Source organism: Alloalcanivorax xenomutans (assembly GCF_032810065.1).
Taxonomy (GTDB): Bacteria; Pseudomonadota; Gammaproteobacteria; order Pseudomonadales; family Alcanivoracaceae; genus Alloalcanivorax; species Alloalcanivorax xenomutans.
Genome location: NZ_CP136538.1, coordinates 108,143 through 126,835, shown reverse-complemented (window position 1 = coordinate 126,835; position 18,693 = coordinate 108,143). Strand labels below are relative to the sequence as shown.

19 protein-coding genes are annotated in these 18,693 nt (G+C 61.5%); 8 read left to right on the top strand and 11 right to left on the bottom strand.

Going from position 1 to position 18,693, the window contains the following annotated elements:
- Positions 1-192: 192 nt before the first annotated feature.
- From RYH70_RS00615 to RYH70_RS00595, 5 genes are all read left to right on the top strand, one after another.
- Complete coding sequence (locus RYH70_RS00615) at positions 193-1,377, top strand: thiolase family protein (protein ID WP_022996635.1); 1,185 nt, start codon at positions 193-195, stop codon at positions 1,375-1,377.
- Between the two features lie 6 nt (positions 1,378-1,383).
- A complete protein-coding gene (locus RYH70_RS00610; RefSeq protein ID WP_022996636.1) occupies positions 1,384-2,448 on the top strand; it encodes an acyl-CoA dehydrogenase family protein in 1,065 nt (354 codons plus the stop codon).
- Entirely contained in the window at positions 2,445-3,593 is a 1,149-nt protein-coding gene (locus tag RYH70_RS00605) for an acyl-CoA dehydrogenase family protein (RefSeq protein ID WP_022996637.1), read from the top strand. Before RYH70_RS00610 ends, RYH70_RS00605 begins: the two co-directional genes overlap by 4 nt.
- 28 nt (positions 3,594-3,621) lie before the next feature.
- A complete protein-coding gene (locus tag RYH70_RS00600) occupies positions 3,622-4,425 on the top strand; it encodes a crotonase/enoyl-CoA hydratase family protein (protein ID WP_022996638.1) in 804 nt (267 codons plus the stop codon).
- 78 nt (positions 4,426-4,503) lie between these two features.
- Positions 4,504-5,778, top strand: coding sequence for an MFS transporter (locus RYH70_RS00595; RefSeq protein ID WP_022996639.1), 1,275 nt, complete (start codon positions 4,504-4,506; stop codon positions 5,776-5,778).
- Here RYH70_RS00595 and RYH70_RS00590 read toward each other — a convergent pair.
- Positions 5,754-6,221 (bottom strand): GNAT family N-acetyltransferase, encoded by a 468-nt coding sequence (locus tag RYH70_RS00590; RefSeq protein WP_031228790.1) that lies wholly within the window; start codon positions 6,219-6,221, stop codon positions 5,754-5,756. The genes RYH70_RS00595 and RYH70_RS00590 overlap by 25 nt on opposite strands.
- A 278-nt stretch (positions 6,222-6,499) precedes the next feature.
- On the opposite strand from RYH70_RS00590, the gene RYH70_RS00585 reads away from it, so the two are divergent.
- Entirely contained in the window at positions 6,500-7,198 is a 699-nt protein-coding gene (locus RYH70_RS00585; protein WP_022996641.1) for a response regulator transcription factor, read from the top strand.
- Positions 7,199-7,208: 10 nt separating this feature from the next.
- On the opposite strand, the gene RYH70_RS00580 is transcribed toward RYH70_RS00585, so the two are convergent.
- From RYH70_RS00580 to RYH70_RS00565, 4 genes are read right to left on the bottom strand one after another with little or no spacing between them, the layout of a single operon-like run.
- Complete coding sequence (locus RYH70_RS00580) at positions 7,209-8,471, bottom strand: sensor histidine kinase (protein WP_022996642.1); 1,263 nt, start codon at positions 8,469-8,471, stop codon at positions 7,209-7,211.
- On the bottom strand, positions 8,461-9,483 hold the full coding sequence (locus tag RYH70_RS00575) for an SAM-dependent methyltransferase (RefSeq protein WP_317009618.1): 1,023 nt from the start codon (positions 9,481-9,483) through the stop codon (positions 8,461-8,463). The genes RYH70_RS00580 and RYH70_RS00575 overlap by 11 nt, the downstream gene beginning before the upstream one ends.
- On the bottom strand, positions 9,480-10,256 hold the full coding sequence (locus RYH70_RS00570) for a DUF1295 domain-containing protein (protein WP_055100232.1): 777 nt from the start codon (positions 10,254-10,256) through the stop codon (positions 9,480-9,482). Before RYH70_RS00570 ends, RYH70_RS00575 begins: the two co-directional genes overlap by 4 nt.
- A complete protein-coding gene (locus tag RYH70_RS00565) occupies positions 10,253-10,783 on the bottom strand; it encodes a DUF2878 domain-containing protein (protein WP_026948850.1) in 531 nt (176 codons plus the stop codon). The genes RYH70_RS00570 and RYH70_RS00565 overlap by 4 nt, the downstream gene beginning before the upstream one ends.
- A gap of 104 nt (positions 10,784-10,887) precedes the next feature.
- Here RYH70_RS00565 and RYH70_RS00560 point away from each other — a divergent pair, with 104 nt between their 5' ends.
- Both RYH70_RS00560 and RYH70_RS00555 read left to right on the top strand, forming a co-directional pair.
- Positions 10,888-11,448 (top strand): nuclear transport factor 2 family protein, encoded by a 561-nt coding sequence (locus tag RYH70_RS00560; protein ID WP_080530129.1) that lies wholly within the window; start codon positions 10,888-10,890, stop codon positions 11,446-11,448.
- Positions 11,449-11,477: 29 nt separating this feature from the next.
- On the top strand, positions 11,478-11,981 hold the full coding sequence (locus RYH70_RS00555) for a chalcone isomerase family protein (RefSeq protein ID WP_317009617.1): 504 nt from the start codon (positions 11,478-11,480) through the stop codon (positions 11,979-11,981).
- Here the strand turns inward: RYH70_RS00555 and RYH70_RS00550 are convergent.
- From RYH70_RS00550 to RYH70_RS00525, 6 genes are read right to left on the bottom strand one after another with little or no spacing between them, the layout of a single operon-like run.
- Positions 11,962-13,218, bottom strand: a complete 1,257-nt coding sequence (locus tag RYH70_RS00550; protein WP_051414248.1) for an SAM-dependent methyltransferase — start codon at positions 13,216-13,218, stop codon at positions 11,962-11,964. The two genes, RYH70_RS00555 and RYH70_RS00550, sit on opposite strands and share 20 nt — an antisense overlap.
- Positions 13,202-13,987: a DUF1365 domain-containing protein gene (locus RYH70_RS00545; protein ID WP_022997237.1), complete on the bottom strand. Its 786-nt coding sequence runs from the start codon at positions 13,985-13,987 to the stop codon at positions 13,202-13,204. Before RYH70_RS00545 ends, RYH70_RS00550 begins: the two co-directional genes overlap by 17 nt.
- Positions 13,984-15,249, bottom strand: a complete 1,266-nt coding sequence (locus RYH70_RS00540) for an NAD(P)/FAD-dependent oxidoreductase (protein WP_317009616.1) — start codon at positions 15,247-15,249, stop codon at positions 13,984-13,986. The genes RYH70_RS00545 and RYH70_RS00540 overlap by 4 nt, the downstream gene beginning before the upstream one ends.
- Positions 15,246-16,691 (bottom strand): cryptochrome/photolyase family protein, encoded by a 1,446-nt coding sequence (locus tag RYH70_RS00535; RefSeq protein ID WP_026948847.1) that lies wholly within the window; start codon positions 16,689-16,691, stop codon positions 15,246-15,248. Before RYH70_RS00535 ends, RYH70_RS00540 begins: the two co-directional genes overlap by 4 nt.
- Positions 16,669-17,553, bottom strand: a complete 885-nt coding sequence (locus tag RYH70_RS00530) for a MerR family transcriptional regulator (RefSeq protein WP_022997234.1) — start codon at positions 17,551-17,553, stop codon at positions 16,669-16,671. Before RYH70_RS00530 ends, RYH70_RS00535 begins: the two co-directional genes overlap by 23 nt.
- Complete coding sequence (locus RYH70_RS00525; RefSeq protein ID WP_317009615.1) at positions 17,550-18,521, bottom strand: YbgA family protein; 972 nt, start codon at positions 18,519-18,521, stop codon at positions 17,550-17,552. The genes RYH70_RS00530 and RYH70_RS00525 overlap by 4 nt, the downstream gene beginning before the upstream one ends.
- Between the last annotated feature and the right edge of the window lie 172 nt (positions 18,522-18,693).

Here is an 18,693-nt window from a genome sequence, read left to right as displayed (position 1 = left end):
AGCCATCTTGACCGGCAAAAAAAATCATGGTTGATTGTTTATCCCGTTTTGTCGAGCCCCGAGCGCCCTTTTCGCGCCAGGGTCCCGGACCCGACGGGCGATGCCCCCCGGATATTCCCGGATGACGGCCGTAATAAGGAGTACAAATGAATTCCCCCCTGCCGCCGGGTAATCCCCGGCATGGAGCCCGTCATGACTGAAGCCGCCGTTATCGTCGACGCCCTGCGTACGCCCATGGGCCGTGGCAAGCCCGATGGCGGGCTGGCCGGCCTGCACCCGGTGGACCTGCTCGCCGCCTTGTTGAAAGAGACCGTCCAGCGCCACGATATCGACCCCGGCCTGGTGGACGACGTCATGATCGGTTGCGTCAGCCAGTCCGGCGAACAGTCCGCCACCCCCGGGCGCATGGCCTTACTCGCCGCTGGCTTTCCCGAACATGTTCCCAGCACCACCATCGACCGCAAATGCGGCTCCAGCCAGCAGGCGGTGCATTTCGCCGCCCAGTCGATCATGGCCGGCGCCAATCAGCTGGTGATCGCAGGCGGCGTGGAGTCCATGAGCCGGGTCCCCATGGGCAGCGCGCGCATGGGCCAGGACCCGTTCGGACAGGGCGTTCAGCAACGCTATGCTCCGGGGCTGGTGTCCCAGGGAGTGGCCGCCGAACTGGTGACCAGCCGCTATCAACTGGATCGCGAGACGCTGGATCAATACGCCGCCCAATCCCATCAGCGGGCAGCCGCTCATCGGGAAGCCGGCGCGTTCCGCGACGAAATCGTGCCGGTGACCCTGCCGGACGGCCGTGTCCTGTCCGAGGACGAAACCATCCGCCCCGCCACCACCGCGGAACGGCTGAGTGAATTACGTCCGTCATTCCAGGACGACGCCCTGAAACAGCGGTTCCCGGAAATCAACTGGAGCATCACCGCCGGCAACGCTTCCCAGATCACCGACGGCGCCTCCGCTCTGCTGATCATGAGCGAGAGTCTGGCCAACAAGCTGGGGCTCAAGCCGCTGGCCCGTTTCGTGAGCTTTGACGTCTGCGGCGACAGCCCGCTGACCATGCTCACGGCCCCCATTCCGTCCAGCAAACGGGCGCTGCAAAAAGCCGGCATGAGCGTGGACCAGATCGACCATTTCGAGGTCAACGAAGCGTTCGCGCCAGTGCCGCTGGCCTGGCGGAAAGAGCTGGATGCGGACCCACAGCGCCTGAACCCGCGCGGCGGCGCCATCGCGCTTGGCCATCCGCTCGGTGCTTCCGGAGCCCGGCTGATGACCACTCTGGTGCACGCCCTGGGTCAGAACGGCCAGCGTTACGGCTTGCAGACCATGTGCGAGGCCGGCGGCATGGCCAACACCACCATCATCGAGCGCCTGTGAGGTTCCATGGACGATAGTCGCAGCCTGCTGCTCGATACCGCCGGGCGGCTCTTCGCCGAACTGCGGGAAACGCCGGACGACGCTGACGCGGCCTGGCAACGGGTGGCCGAACTCGGCCTGCCACTGGCGCTGGTGGATGAGGCCCATGGCGGCTTCGACCTGCCGGTGGCGGACGCACTGGCGGTGGTTCGCCTGGCCGGTCAGTACGCGCTGGCGGCACCGCTAGGCGAAGCTCTGCTGGCCAACCGGTTGCTTGCCGAAGCCGGCGCCGACATCGCCGAAGGGCGGCCCACCCTGGCCGTGGCGGACCCGCATAGTCCACTGACACTGAACCGGGAAGGGGACCGCTGGCGGGTCCACGGCCGGCTGCCGGCCGCGCCCTGGGTGGAACACGCCGAGGTAGTCGTAACGATCGCCCGGCACGACCGGCAAAACCGGCTGCTGCTGCTCGACCCCGACAGTCTGGCGGCAACGCCTGGAACCAATCTGGCCGATCAGCCGCGCACCGATCTGACACTGGACCTTGATCTGGACAACCACCGGGTGCGCGAGCTGCCCGAGACGCTTGGCGCGGAATGGCTGTTCGAAAGCGGCGCGCTGTTGCGCTGCCAGGAAATCGCCGGAGCCCTCGCCACGGTGCTCGATATGACCGTTCAATACGCCAGCGAGCGAGTGCAATTCGGCAAGCCCATCGCCCGGCAACAGGCGATCCAGCAGCAACTGGCGGTACTGGCCACCCAGGCCGCGATAGCCGCCGGGGCCGCCGACATGGCGGTGGACGCGTTCCATGATCCGCGCCGCCACGCTCTGATTGCCGCCGCCAAGGCCCGTTGCGGCGAAGCCGCCGGCCAGGCGCTGGCCATCGCCCACCAGGTCCATGGCGCCATCGGCATAACCCGCGAATACCGGCTCAACCTGTACAGCCGGCGGCTGTGGAGCTGGCGCGATGAATTCGGCAGCGAGCGCTACTGGCAGGCCCGGTTGGGCGAGCAGGTGCTGGCGCGCGGCGCCGATGGTCTTTGGCCCTTCATCACCGAACTGGGCGGCAGCACCGAAGGAGCGCGCCAATGATCGATTTGTCCTTCCCGACGCCTCCGGAATCGCAGCAGGCAGAGAGCTTTCGCGAACAGGTACGCGACTTCCTCGCCACCGAGCTGGCCGGCCGCACGCCACTTCAACGGGTCGAATCCTGGATGGGGTTCGACGCCGGCTTCAGCCGCCGGCTAGGAGAACAAGGCTGGATCGGCCTGACCTGGCCGAAGCAGTACGGCGGCAGTGAACGCAGCGCTCTGGAACGCTACGTGCTGCTGGAGGAACTATTAGCCGCTGGCGCGCCAGTGGCGGCACATTGGATCGCGGACCGGCAAAGCGGCCCGCTGCTGTTGCGCTATGGCACTGAAGCCCAGAAGCAGGCGATCCTGCCACGCATCACCCGCGGTGAATGCTTTTTCTGTATCGGCATGAGCGAGCCGGATTCCGGTTCCGACCTGGCCGCCGCCCGCACCTACGCCGAGCCGGTGGACGACGGCTTCATCGTCAACGGCACCAAGCTGTGGACCACCTACGGCCACAAGGCCCATTACATGGTGCTGTTCTGCCGCACCAGCCGTGACCATGAGGACCGCCATGGCGGCACCAGCCAGTTGCTGATCGATCTGACTCTGCCGGGGATCACCATCCGTCCGATCCACGATCTGTCCGGCGCCCATCATTTCAATGAGGTGGTGTTCGAAAACGTCCAGGTTCCCCGCGACGCCCTGATCGGCGAGATGGGCGACGGCTGGAACCAGGTGCTCAGCGAGCTGGCGTTCGAGCGCAGCGGTCCGGACCGGTTTCTCTCCACTCTGTGGGTGCTGATCGAGTTGATCCGCGCCCTGGAAGGCCGCGATGACGATCAGTCCCGCATCGCCGTTGGCCGCCTCGCCGCCCATTTGATGAGCCTGCGCCGGCTGTCACGCAGTGTGGCCGGCATGTTGCAACGGGGCGAGAATCCGACTTTGCAGGCGGCCATCGTCAAGGATCTGGGGGCCCTGCTGGAACAGGAAATTCCGGACATTGCCCGGCAACTGGTGGACACCGGCCGCGCCGACGCCGCTCACCGGGACTTTTTCCAAGTGCTCCACTACGCTGTGCAACAAGTACCCGCATTTTCATTACGAGGCGGCACCCGGGAAATTCTGCGCGGCATCATCGCGCGTGGCCTGGGTTTGCGTTAATAAGCCGCGTTAATAACAAGGAATCTTCATGAGCGAACTGGTTACCTATCAAATCGACGACGGTATCGTCACCCTGACCCTGAACAGCCCGGAAAACCGCAACCCGATTTCCGACGCCGACATGATCGAAGCGCTGCTGGATGCCCTGGACCGCCTGGAGGCGGACCCGCAAGCCCGGGTGGCGATTCTCACCGGCGCCGGCAGCGCCTTCTCCAGCGGCGGCAACGTGAAAAAGATGGGCGCCGCCGGCGGTCTCAACGACGCCACCGCCCCGGTGAAAACCCGGCGCAACTACAAAACCGGCATTCAGCGCATTCCGCTGGCGTTCGAAAAACTGGAAGTCCCGGTAATCGCCGCCGTCAACGGCCCGGCGGTGGGCGCCGGCTGCGATCTCGCCTGCATGTGCGACATCCGCATCGCCGGCGAGCGTGCCTGGTTCGCCGAGAGTTTCGTCAAGTTGGGCATCATTCCCGGAGACGGCGGCGCCTGGTTACTGCAGCGCGTGGTCGGATTCTCCAAAGCGGCGGAAATGGCACTCACTGGTGACCGCGTCGGCGCCGAGGAGGCGCTCGCCTGTGGTCTGGTATCCCGGGTGGTGCCCGACGACAAGTTGCTGGACGAAGCCCGCGCCCTGGCCGCACGTATCGCCGCCAACCCGCCACAGGCGGTGCGCATGACCAAACGCCTGCTGTGGACCGCGCGCTCCTCGCGTCTGGATACCGTACTGGAAATGTCCGCCGCCATGCAGGCGCTGGCGCACACCACCGACGACCACGACGAGGCCGTGGCTGCCTTCATCGAAAAACGGGACCCGAGATTCAGCGGCCAATAACCCCTGACCAGGGCGCCCACGCGCCCTTTTCGTTTCCTGTCCGGCACGGCCCGCGTGCCGGTCACTGGACGGACTCCGATGCCCCTTCCCACTGTCGACGCCGAGCCCCGCGTCTATCAACACCCGGGCTTCGCGCCTTTCGTTCTCGCCCGCCTGGGCGCGGCGTTGGCCATGCAAGTGCAGGCCATCATCGTCGCCTGGCAGGTTTACGCACTGACCCGGGATCCGCTCAGCCTCGGTTATGTGGGCCTGGCCCAGTTTCTGCCAATGGTTGTGTTGCTGCTGCCCGCCGGCGATCTGGTGGACCGCTTTGACCGGCGTCTGATCCTGCACGCCAGTTGGGCGGCGCAAGCCGTATGCAGCGCGCTGTTCATCATGCTTTCCCTGAACCCGCCGGATCATGCCGGTCCGTTCTATGCGGTGTTGGTGCTGTTTGGCGCCGCCCGCGCCTTCACCGGCCCGACCCTGCAAAGCCTGCTACCGCAAATCGTGCCGCAAGCCTTACTTGGCAAAGCCATCGCGCTCAATTCCTCGATCATGAAGATCGCGGTCATTGGCGGGCCGATGCTGGGAGGATTGCTTTATCCGCTCGGTGCCACCACCGCTTACAGTGTGGTCCTGGGCTGCTTCCTGTTCGCCCTGGCCATGCTTTTTCTGGTGCCGGTCCGCTACCGACAGCGCCCTCTGCATTCCGGCGACACCACCTCCTGGCAACGCTTTACCGCCGGTATTCTTTATATCCGCCATAAACCGGTCATTCTCGGCATCATCTCCCTGGACCTGTTCGCCGTCTTGTTCGGTGGCGTGGTGGCGCTGCTGCCAATCTACGCCGACGAAATCCTGCACGTGGGTTCGGAGGGACTTGGCGCCCTGCGCAGCGCCATTGCCCTCGGTGCTTTCGTCATGGGTTTGTATCTGGGCGTGCGCGCCATTCGCCGGCATACCGGCCTGGTGATGTTCGCGGCGGTGGCGATTTTCGGCGTCGCCAATCTGGTGTTTGCCCTGTCCACCTCATTCTGGCTGTCGCTGGCCGCCCTGTTCATTGCCGGCGCCGCCGACATGATCAGTGTCTATGTGCGGCTGACGTTGCTGCAACTGGCCACGCCGGACGAAATGCGGGGACGCGTCAACGCCGTGAATATGCTGTTCATCGGGGCATCCAATGAGTTGGGAGAATTCGAGTCCGGCATTACCGCGTCCTGGTTCGGCACCGTGCCGGCGGCGGTGATTGGCGGCGTCGGCACACTGGCGGTGGTCGGCCTGTGGATGTGGGGCTTTCCGGTTTTACGCCGGGTGGATCGACTTGAAGACGTTGCGGTGGAGGAAGATCAGCATAGCGCCTTACGCAAATAAATGCGTCGATAAACCCCCTGCTCCAGACGCCGCTCGCATTCTTCGTAGCCATGATCCAGGTAAAACACCAGGTTTTCGACCATGGCTTCGCTGATGTAGATATAGAGCATGTCGTGACCGGCATCACGAGCCAGCTGTTCGGCCTGCTTCAACAGCCTGCGGCCCAACCCTTGTTTCTGAAAATCAGGATCCACCGCCATATTCTTGGTGAGCAATCCGAAGTCGGTTTCTTCCAGCTCCACCACTCCTTGAATGCCGAGGCCGTCGTCCGCCACCCACACGGTGTTCCGCAGCACGACTTGATTGTAGTCATCGGTCATCGGCGCCGGGGGGCGCCCCATGCGCGGAACGAAATGCTGATAAGCTCGCAGCACGCAACGGGAAATAGCCGCCGCGTCCTGCCGACGGGCCGGACGTAGAACGACGGGACGGTGCCTATCCATGACGACCATGACGTATGAAACGCTTTCCTCGTGACGGCGCCCGGGCCCAAGGCCCCAGGCAATGGAAGTTGCACTGTAAGAAGAATCCCGCCCAATGAGAAGGGGCTGTTCCATAATACGAGAAAGCCGACCCGGACAATGTCGTAATTTGCGTATACCTGGTGATTCACGACAGCCCTTCGGGTCCCTGGTGCCGCGCCTCAATTCGCGTGATGATAATTGACAACGCCTTGACGCGATCAGGTGGAAGATGCACGAAAGAAAACAGGAGTGACATCGTGAAGAATCTGTCTGTTCTGCTGGTGGAGGACCATCGCCAACTGGCCCAAACCGTGGTCGAGTATCTGGAACAGGAGGGCGCGATAGTGGACTACGCCGGCGACACTGATCTGGCTCGCTCGCTGGTCAAGGAACACCACTACGATATTCTGATACTCGATGTGATGTTGCCCGGCGAGGACGGTTACAGCTTCTGCCAGTATCTGCGCCGTGATCTGGCTCTGGATACGCCGGTGATCTTCCTCACCGCACGGGACCACCTCGATGACAAGCTGGAAGGATTCGAGCGCGGTGGCGACGATTACATCGTCAAACCTTTCGCGCTCCCGGAACTGGTGGCACGTGTTCGCGTTTTGGTGCGCCGGGAGCGCCGCGAGGTCACCCCCAACGTGATTACCATCGCTGATCTCCAACTGGACCCCGCCCGACAGGAAGTCCGCCGTGGAGGACAAATTCTGAAGCTCTCTCCCACCGCATTCCGAATCTTGCGCATTCTGATGCGCGAATCGCCCAAAGTGGTTAGCCGCGAACAACTCGAACAGGAACTCTGGGGCGACCTGGTACCCGATTCCGACGCGTTACGCAGCCATCTGTATAATCTGCGCAAGGCGGTGGACAAGCCGTTTGATCATAGCCTGATGGAGACTCTGCCCGGCGTCGGCTTCAGCATCCGGGCTCCGCGGAGCGAGAGTGCCTGAGCCCGGGGCCCTAACGAAACCTTACGCGAACGTCCGTGCCCTTTCCTGGCTGGCTGGCCACGTCCAAATGCCATTCAAATCGCTCACAGAGGCGCTGCACGATAGCCAGCCCCAATCCATAGCCACCCTCACTGCTGGAACCTCGCTCGAACGGCTTCAAAAGCCGAGCCAGTTCCTCGCGATCCATTCCGGTTCCGGTATCCACCACGTGCACCGCATCCGCGACCACGACCAGAGTGATACGGCCCGAACCGCTGTAATTGATGGCGTTACGAATCAGGTTGGTGAAGACGATGTTCAGTACCGTTTCCGACGCTTCCAGTGATAACAAGGCCTTCTGCTTCACCCGGAGATGAATCTGTTTACGCTCCGCCAACGGCTGCAGCCGTTCTATCAGATTCGCCACGACGTCGTTCACCACCAGCGACTCCGATGCCGCCGGTCGTTGCTCCGTGCGCGCCAGCAGCAATAACGTCTCCACCAGCGCTTCCATATCGTCGACGGTATCCGACATCCTGTCGATCAACGGACGATCCCCGACTTGGCGCTCCAACAGTTCCAGATTGGCACGAAACACCGCCAGTGGCGTACGCAGTTCATGGCTGGCATCCCGAGTAAACTGCCGCTCCCGCTCAACAAAACGCAAAAGGCGGTCGGCATACGCATCCAGCGCGGCGATCAGTACCGATGCTTCACTGCCCGGCTCGGCCTCGACCTGAGTAAAATCCGGTCGTGCCTGCCGCGGATCAAGCACATTGGCATAGCGCAATGTTTCCGACAGCCGAACCAACGGCGACACCAGTTCCCGGGACTTTCTCCAACCAAGAAAGGAGGTCAGGTAAATCACCAGCAACACGCCGGTCAGAGGCAAAATGCCGAACATGAATGCCAGAACGGATACTCTCTGCTCGTCGAAGATCAGATAAAGCCTGGCCTCGCCTTTATGTTCTATGTATACCAACGGCTGCTCGCCATCCAGCGTTACCCTCTGATAACCGTCGGGCAATGACAGCAGGATCCCGGGCACCGGATCCTGGGTTCTCCCATCCACCAGCAGTCCGAGCAAGTGGCGGGTGTTGGGGCGGGGAAAATCCGGGTCGCGCTGATAGAGTTGCCAGTAGTGCTCAGCCTCTTTCATCAAGGCTTCCTTGACCAGCACATTCTCAATGATTTTCGCCGTGGCCCAGACGCCAAGCACCGTCGCCAGGCTGATAAACAGAATCTGTATCAGAAAAACCCGGGTGAGCCGGTGCTGGACCCCTTTACGTGTCATCTTGATCCCGACTGAACAAATAATGGCCAACGAACCATTCCTTGCCTTCACCATAGTTGAACAGTTCGGCGCAGGCCATGAAAAACATCCGCCAACGCTGTAGCCAGATCACCCCTTCATTGCCGCCGTATAATTCATCCAGTAGTGGAATCAACTCTTCCCGCTGGCGATCCGTTGCTTCCAACCAGGCCTCGAGGGTACGACCATAGTGGCGGCCATTTATGGCCCAGGACTGCTCCAGGTTGAGCCGATCGGCACAACGGGGCAGCCAATCGAAGGACGGCATGACCCCGCCGGTAAAGAAGTAACGCCCCATCCAATTGGCATCACCTTCCGTTTCGAAAAGATATGTCAGCTGCCGATGGCAGAATATGTGCACGAACAGCTTGCCACCGGGCTTCAACCAATGGTGAATACGGCGGGTCAGCTCACGATGATTACGCATGTGTTCAAACATCTCCACCGAGACCACACGATCAAAGTTCCGATCCGGTTGGAACGCGGCCACATCAGCAGTGATGACACGAAGATTATCCAGTCCCCGCGCCTTGGCCCGGGCCAGAATCCATTGCCGTTGCGAGTTTGAATTGCTGACCGCGGTAATACGGCTGTGCGGGTAGCGGTCGGCCATCCACAGGGAAAGCGATCCCCAGCCGCAACCCAACTCAAGCACCTCCTGACCATCACTGAGCTTCGCCCTTTCGCAGTAGAGTGACAGCATTGCTTCCTCCGCCGCGGTCAGATCATCCACGCCATCCGGCCAGTATCCGCTGGAGTATTTAAGATGCCGTCCAAGAATCCGCGAATAGAAGCGAGCATCCACCTCGTAGTGCTGTTCATTGGCTTCTCCTTGTGCCACCGCCACCGGGCCGCCGGAGAGTGTGTCGAGCAGTTGACTCTGTTCGGATCGGCGGGGCTGTTCCCGCCGCAGACGTTTGCCAAGCAAGTAACGAATACCTTGGCGGACCAGCCTGTCGGGCAACAAGCCGGATTCAGCCAGACGAATCATCATGAGGCGGGTCTCCAGGGGATAAACGGACTGGTGGTACGTTGGTAATCACGATAATCCGCGCCACGGGATTTCAGCGCCTGCTTCTCGGTATAGGGAATGCCAGTGACGAACCAGAGAAACAGCAGCATCATTACCGGCAGGCCCCACAGCCAGACTCCACCTGTCGCACCAACGGCGATCAGTGGGTAGCTGAACCAATGCAACCACTCAAAAAAATAGTTGGGGTGCCGTGAGTATCGCCACAGGCCGTCACGGCAGGTTCGCCCGTGACTGTCGTCTCGCGCCTTGAACCGTGCCAATTGATGATCCGCCAGGGCTTCTCCCCATATCGCCACCAAGCCGATGACGACGCCCGCGGCCATCGCCCACGGGGAGAACCACGGCTGGCCGGCGATGACGTGGAATGGCAGCGCGAAGAGCCAGGCCAATCCCGCCTGTGCCCAGAACACCAAGAGGAATGCAGGCTGCGCACCACGCCCCAGGCGTTCACGCATCGCCCGGTAGCGGCCATCTTCTTGTTCCTCGTTAACCACCCGTTTAAGAATGTGGCCACCAAGACGCATCGCCCAGACCAGCAACAAGACACCCGCCGCCAGTCTCGGCAGCAACTCACCTTCTCCAACAACAAGGTACGACAACCCGGTCACACCGATACCCACACTCCAGGCCACATCCACATAACCCGCGTTCCCCGCCAGCCGCTGAATCCACCATGCCACGGTAAAAGCCAGCAGCAGCATAACCAGGCTGAATGTCAAAATACTGGAGATCATGGCGCTTTCTCCCATTCACGTCGCGACATGGCCGCCAACAACGGCACCACCGCCGCCCAGAGCAGCGCATAACATAATGCCAACGGCAGCCAGCCCAGCGGCGCGCTCGCTGCCCCAAGCCGGATCCCCATGCTCACTGAGACCACACCTCCCACCGCCCCCAGCATGGCGGCCCAACGCGGTCGTTGGTGCAACCAGGCCAGTGAATAGTTAAAGCTTACCGCGAAGCCCAGCCATAAACTCCATATCCATGACGGCGGCCACCACGCGCCACCGCCTGTCGCGTAGCGCAATAATCCGGTGAGCATCAACAGCGGCTCCACCAAAACGCAGCCCAGGGCACCGGCCAACAACAGTCTTGAATCCGACCGCCAATTCCTCTCCAGCGCCCAGAGCAACACCAGCATCACCATCACGACGCTCCAAGCCGGAACCGCCCATTGACGCACGGCCCCGATCACCGCCACCGGCCATAACGCCTGCAACCCAATAAAGTTAACCGCTGTCGCGGCAAACGCGCGATTCATGTGTGGCAGCATCACCCACTCTTCGTCAACGGCTCGTGAACCGGCCTCACAGCGGATTCACAACCACCATGAAAGAGTGGCGACCATGTACCGAGGAGATCCCCATGACGCGCTTCCTGTGGCCCATCGCCGCTATAACGTTTCTGTCCGTCACCGGCTGTTTCCACACCCCCGAATCTCCGGGTTATTCTCATCTCTACGAGCAGGCTCTGGCGCAAAAGCGTGGTGTGGCGTCCCCGCCACCGGCGGCACTGGAGCGTTTTATAGCACTCTACTCCCCGATCAACGCCGACTATATCCGGGAACATCTGGATGAGGTCTATGCGGAGCAGATTTATTTCAACGATACTCTCGCCACTTTCTATCGACGTGATGAACTCAAGAAACATATGCTGAAAACCGCCGGCCGGCTTGATGAGATGAAACTCCATGTTCGCAAGATCTGGCGGGATGAGGATGATGTTTTTCTGCAATGGATCATGGAAACCCATTTCAAGATTCTTGGTCGAAATCGCAGCTCACGTACTATTGGCATCTCTCAGCTTCGCTTCAATCGGCAGGGCCAGGTCATTTTCCATCAGGATTTTTGGGACAGCAGCCAGGGGCTCGACCAGCATCTACCGATTATTGGCACACTGACGCGGACATTACGGGAGCACCCCTGATGTGGCGACGCTTCCGGAAGTCCACTGTGATGTTCGCCGTCGTGCTCTGCCCAATCCTCAGCGCCACTGTTGGCGCGCGGCCATTCGATACCATGCCAGTCTGCTCCCAAGCCGAGGTAAAGGCACTCCGATTCATTACCGTTGGCCGGGCTTCCCTGCATCGGCCCGATTGCAACACCACATCCCCGTTGTCAGCGCCACTTCGCCTTGACTTCACGTATTACCGGAAAATCCCCGGTGATGCCTTCGCCAAAGCAGCTCGCAAGATCATCAAACGCAACCTTCCCGCTGTCGCCTTTAAGCGTCTGGCGTCACGCATAGACGCTTTCAATGCCGCCTATCAAACGATTCAGCAAGGCGACCGTTATAGCCTTGATTACCATGCCGATGGCACCCTCGTTCTTCTCCTTAACGGCGAAGCCGTGGCGAGGGAAAAGGGCGACGACTTCGCTAGCGCCTATCTTTCCATCTGGTTTGGTGAACGTCCTTACTCCGATGCACTTAAAGCCGCGCTCATGGATGTCGGCTCCTGAGGGGATTCACCTCATCCCGATATTGCTCCCCGATAGCCACCAGATGCACGGTGCTGATGGCTCTCTCCAAAAAGGCGCCCTGACAGTAACAAAGATAGTAGTTCCACATTCGACAGAAGCGCTCATCGAACCCCATCTCACTGATCTTCGGCAAGGCGGACACAAAGCGCTCCCGCCAATGTCCCAGGGTGCGGGCGTAGTCCAGGCCAATATCGTGCAATGCCACCGGGACCAGGCGAGTATGGCGGCGCAAAGCGTCACACATCACCGTGACCGACGGTAGAAAGCCGCCGGGGAAAATGTACCGCTTTATGAAATCCACATTATCCCGCGCGTACTCATAGCGTTGCTCGGGCACCGTGATCGCCTGTAGGAGCAGCATTCCGTCCGGCTTGAGGAGGTGATCCAGGATTCTGAAGTATCCGCTCAGGTATTGATGCCCCACCGCCTCGACCATCTCCACGGAGACCACGCGATCATAAGTGCCGGTCAGTTCCCGATAATCGCGCTCCAGCACTTCAATGCGGTTTTCCAGGCCGGCCTTTTTTATTTCCTCACGAGCGTAATACGCCTGTTCCCGGGACAGTGTCGTGGTCGTTACCCGGACGCCATAATGACGAGCGGCATATATCGCCAATCCGCCCCAGCCGGTACCGATCTCCAGCAAGTGCATGCCTTCGCGCAGACGCAGGCGGCGGCAGATCAGATCCAGTTTATGCAATGCGGCGGTTTCCAGGTCCGCCTCCGGGTCGGGGTAGATAGCGCTGGAGTACATCATGCGTGCATCCAGAAACAGAGAAAAAAACGCATTGCCCAGATCGTAATGGGCGGCGATGTTACGGCGCGATCCGTTCACGGAATTACGATTGGCGAAGTGCAGGGCCTTCAACAGCGGCTTGGCCAGTAGTGCCGTCCCGCTTTCCAGTGACCGGATGACGTTCACGTTGGCCGCGAAATAGCGCATCACCGCCACCAGATCGGGGCTATCCCAACCACCATCCATATACGCTTCCGCTGCCCCCAGCGCACCGCCGGTCATCATCCGGCGATAGCAGTCCCAGTCGGAAATATGCAGGCAAGCATCGCCGTTGCCGAAGCGCACCAGAGCACCATCCGGCTCATAAAGAGAAAGACCACCGGCAGGCAGAGCCGCCAGCCGCCTGTGCACCAGCTTGCGCGCCACTCTCTGCAGCCAGGTCGGATGTCGCATCGTCAATGCCTTATCCGCGTCCATCATGGCTGTTTTCCTCTTCTCTCAACTCACTTCGCCCGGGATGGGCGTGAAACGGCACCCCTTTTCGCCATAACTTCCAGGCCTGCCAGTAGATGCCCGCCATGGTCCTCAGACTCTGCGCGCCAAAGCGGTAAATGATCCTCGCCATGGCACCGGCATCGGCGTCGAGCATGCGCATGTTCAAGCCAGCGGCAAACACGACCCGATCATCATCACGGTCTTCCAACGTTAAGCGCAGATCGGGAAACAACGCGTGAAGACACCAGTGATAACGCAGTGCCATGGGCAAGAATGGAGAAACATGGAAGGTCTTGTCGTGACAGGCGGTCTGCCCTTGCGCGGCGGAGATCAACGGCAGCGGGTAAAAATACCGTTCATGCCAGGGCGTATTCCTCACCTCCGCCAGCATCGCCGCGGGGCGATCAGCGCCAGGAGGAAAGTGCATATACAGCACCAGTGGATTGAACACAGCGCCGAAAGTGCGCCATTGCCCCAGCATGAAGACCCGGCCCGACGACCAATCGAGCCCATGTATCAGAGCCTGTTCACGTACTTTTTCTCCCAGCGGCCGGTCCCGGCCATCGACAAAGTCCCGGTCCCGGAATGTCACCGGGCGCCAGCGCCGCCCCCACAACTTCTGCCGCCGCAACAGCCGATCCGGTTCGTCCACATTGCACCACACCAGCCATAGCGGATACTGGAAGGCATGCGCCACCGGCTCCGGGCGACGGTGCCAGACGTGGCCGCGAGCCAGCGCGAAATCCGGAATCACGGATTCCCCCCGCAGCGGTCAAGCCCCTCAACCACGTCCAGAGCCGATACCACCCCGTCCTCGTGGAAGCCATTACGGCACCAGGCGCCGCAAAACCAGGTTCGCCGCTTGCCGTTGCGCTGCAAAAGACGCTGGCGTGCGACGAGCCCTTCCGGGGTGAACACTGGATGGCGAAATACCTGGCGGTGCAACACCGCTTCCTCGCGAATCCGGTCGCCCGCGTTCAGTGTCACACAGAATGTTTCCGGCGAAGTCAGCCCTTGCAGCAGGTTCATGTTGTAGGTCACTTGCACCGGTTCGGTATCACCCGCTTTCCCCAACAATGCGTTCCAACTGGACCAGGCCCGCCGCCGGCGGGGCAACAAGCGGATATCGGTATGCAGCACCACATCATTGGCCTGATAGCGCAACGCATCCAGGCATGTCTTCTCCAGCGGGTCCGCATCCTCCAGTATTCTCGACACCTGGTCGCTGTGACACGCAAGAATTACCTGATCGAAGCGGCGACATCTTTCTTCCCCCGCCAGCTTCAGGTCCACCCCTGTGGCATCGCGGCGTACCGATACCACCGGGCGCCCGGTAACCCATTGCGCCGGACATGTTGAACACAACGCTCGCACGTAGCTGCGGGAGCCGCCTGGGATAACGTACCATTGCGGCCGACCGCGCAATGACAGTAAGCCGTGATGCTCAAAGAAACGCACGAAAAAGCGGACCGGGAAAGCCTCCATTTGCGCCAGCGAGCAAGACCAGATGGCACCGCCCATGGGTAGAATGTAGTGCCGTCGGAAAGCGTCGCTGTAACCGCGTTCCCGCAAGAACGCCCCCAGTGGTTGTTCGCCTCCCGGCTCGGCCAGCAACGCCGGAGCCTCCCGATTGAAGCGCAGGATGTCACGCAACAGGTTCCAGTGCCGGGGGCGAGCCAGGTTGGCGCGCTGTGCAAAGAACCCTCCCAGGCCATCACCGCAATATTCCAGCCCGGTGTGCGAATCGGACACCGCGAACCCCATGCGGGTCGGTTGGCGCCCTATTCCCAGCAAGGTCAGCAAGGCTTCAAAATTCGGGTAAGTACGGTCATTGAATACGATAAAACCCATGTCCACTGCGTAATCACCGTGGTCACGGCGCACGTCCACGGTATAAGTGTGTCCGCCCAATTGCACTTCCGCTTCGAAAACCGTGACCTGATGACGGGCACCGAGGTACCAGGCCGCGGTCAATCCGGCAATGCCGCCGCCGACAATGGCAATACTCTGACTCATGCCTTACGCTCCCCGGCCTGCTGGCTCCAAGCGTCACGCGCGGCACGAAACGCCGCTTCCACACGTTGCTTGACCCCCTCATGTGGCACCAACGGAGGCGGATAGTCCCCGGTCAGTAATGGCTGCTTCCAGGGTTCATGGATAGCGTTGTTATCAAGCTCCGCCAGCTCGGTGACATAGCGGGCGATAAAACGCCCTTCCGGATCGAACCGCCGGCTCTGCCGCACCGGGCTGAAGACCCGGAAATAAGGCGCCGCGTCGGTGCCGGTGGACGCGCTCCATTGCCAGCCGCCGTTGTTGGCGGCGAAGTCTCCATCAATCAGATGTTGCATGAAAAACCGCTCCCCCCTTCGCCAGTCAATAAACAGATGCTTGGTCAGAAACATGGCGGTCAGCATGCGCAGGCGATTATGCATCCACCCGGTGCTCACCAGTTGCCGCATCGCCGCGTCGACCAGCGGATAGCCGGTACGCCCATTACACCAGGCTGCAAAATGCGCTTCATTGTCATTCCAACGCAGCAGCCGCGTTTCCGGACGGAATGGCGCCCCCTTCGCCAATGCTGGGAACCGGTGCAGAATTTGCCGGTAAAAATCCCGCCACGCCAGCTCGCCGATCCAGGTCACCGCGCCTTCCCTGGCCGCCGGATCCCGCATCGCCATTCGCGCCGCCCGCCACGCCTCCGCCGGTGCCAGGGTGCCGGCGGACAACGCCACCGACAGTTCACTGGTGGCCGTCTCCGCGGGCACATCACGCAACCTCTTGTAATCGCCGATATGCTCCTCAACGAACACCTTCAACCGCCGCACGGCGGCGTCTTCTCCTGGCAGCCAGAGTGCTCTCGGCGCCTGCCCGAGCGACAGCGCCGATAGCGCCCCGTCCACCGTGTCATGCCCGACAAAGCGGCCCCGCCGTCTCGGCCAGCGCGGCGCCTCCGGCACTTGTGGACCGTATTCTTCCATCCACTGATCCCAGCGTCGCTTGTACGCCGTGAAGACCGTGTAAGGGGTACCTTTGCCCGTGTTCAAGGATCTTGGCGGCACCAGAACGCCATCGTCGAAGCCATGGATACGGACCCCTTCCGCCTCCAGTTCGCGCGCGACGGCCCGATCCCGGTTCAGTTCATTCAGCGGGTACTCGCGGTTGCAAAACACATCGGTAATGTTGTGTTGGCGAACAAAGTCCGTCACCACCCCCACCGTGCCCTCAAAGTCACCGCCGTCGATCACATGCAGATCAACGCCGCGCGAGGCCAGCGTATGTCCCAGCTCCAGCAGACTCTCCAATACGTACCAGCGGCGCAGCGGCGCAACCCCGTGCCGGTCCCATTGGCCCGGACACAATACATACAAGGCGATCACCGGCTCACCAGCCGCCAATGCCCGCTGCAGGGGGGTGTGACTGTGACATCGCAGATCGTTACGGAACCAGATCAGACGCATGGTCCGCCCTCCCCGCCGCCATGGTCGCCGACCAATCGCTCATCGCCCCGGCCACTTCGGCGAAACCGCCCGGGCAGCGCGTCAGCCACTCCGGTGTGCGTAACTCCCCGGTCAGAGCCGGCCCGCAGCACCATAGCGCGAGCCCGGAATCCGGCATGCGCTCGGGCCACAACCGGTTACTCTGTCGTCTCCCGGGGTGCTCCCCGAGCACCCAGAGCAAGCCGTCCAAATGGGAATGGCTCAACCAGGCCCCGAGCTCCGCGCCCGCCACCGGCAGCACCAAAGTCCATACCGGCACTTCTGACAAAGCGGCCTGAAACATCGCCGGCAGGGGATCCCCCACCGCCATCACCAGCCAGCCGTGTTGACGGCGACTGGGAGCGGCCGCCAACAGTGGGCCGGACAATTTCTGCCGCAAAAAGCTGTCAAACAGGGCACGGGCGGCAATACGTCCCGGCATTTGCAGATGCGACCGCAACGGCTCACACCAGCCGTTCACTACCTGCTCCAGCGGGTAGTCACCGGTCAGCCGGCGGAACAACTGTTCCAGTCGGCGGACGTTGAGGTCATCCAGAGCCACCCGGGCCTCTTCCATGGCCTGGTGCCAAGGCCCCGTCACCGCCCCGGGGGCCTCTCCCCGCTCCAGCACAGCACGTACCTGACTGATCGGCAGCCCCCGGTCGAGCCAGGCGAGAATAGAGCGGATGCGGGCCACGTCCGCTTCGTTGTATCGGCGATGTCCCCGCTCTGTCCGGGCCGGACGGATCAATCCGTAGCGCCGCTCCCAGGCCCTCAACGTCACCGGGTTCACACCGCAACGCCGGCTCACCGCCTGGATCGTCAGCCTCTCTTTCGTGTTCATAACCGGTTCCTCAAACCCAGGGCATCCGGATACGGGCGCAGATACTCCTGGGTCGCCAGATAAGGTTGCTCCACTTTGCTCTGAGCGCCCCTCAGCATCGTCATCGGCACAACCAGAGGAACTTCACCGCGCTGATAGGCCTCGATCTGCTGATGAATCAAGCGGCGATCCTCGGCGCTCAGCGCCTCGCGCAGAAAGCCGGTCAGGTGCAGCATGGTATTGACGTGGCTGCCACGTGACACTCGCCGCGCCAGCGCCGGCATCACCTGGGTGATGTATTCCTCCGCGATCACCGGCAGAGGCTGACGCTTGAGATCGGACAATAGCGGGCCCACCCGCCGGTAGGTGGACTGACAGTGCGCCAGCAATTGAAACTTGTGACGACGATGGAAGGCCAGCAACCCTTCCGCGGTGAGCCCACCCTCCCGCAAGCGGCACCAGTCGTCATAAACGAACACCCTCTCAACGAAGTTTTCACGCAGACCGTCGTCATTCAGCCGCCCTTCCTCCTCCAGCGGCATCAGCGGAAACCGCCCCGCCAGCGCCGCCGCGAACAGCCCGCTGGCATCCCGCCTCGCCACCTCACCATCGGCGCGATAGACCCTTATTCGCTCCATGCCGCAACTGGGTGACTTGGCCATCAATACAAACCCTCTGAGGTGCGCGAGGTGTTCCAGCTCCTGGTCAATAAAGCCGTGCATCAGCGCGGTGAAATCCTTTTCCCCGCGCGTGGCGCGCAGCCGGATCTGACCATCGATCTCCACCAACCGCATGGCCTGACGAGGCGCGCTCATGCCAGCGCCCATCTCCGGACACAAGGAATGAAACTGGAAGTAGCGGCCCAGCACCTCCGTGCAGTAACGGGAGTGCTTATGCCCACCGTCGTGGCGTACCGGGCTGCCCAGCAGGCAGGCACTGATCCCCACGGGGATGCGTCGATCCTTGGTGTCTCCCGGATGCGCGCTCATGGTTAGGCTCCGTTCGCTTTCTTTGACCTGTACAAGAATGCCGCTCTGTACAAGTTTCAACGAGCCGTGATGAAGGCACCGTGAAGATCCGTGAACGCCACCGGTCAGGCTGACGTCGGGAGTCATTCTCGGGGTTGCGTCAGTGGCAACCCGAAGAGTGGTTACCATGGGC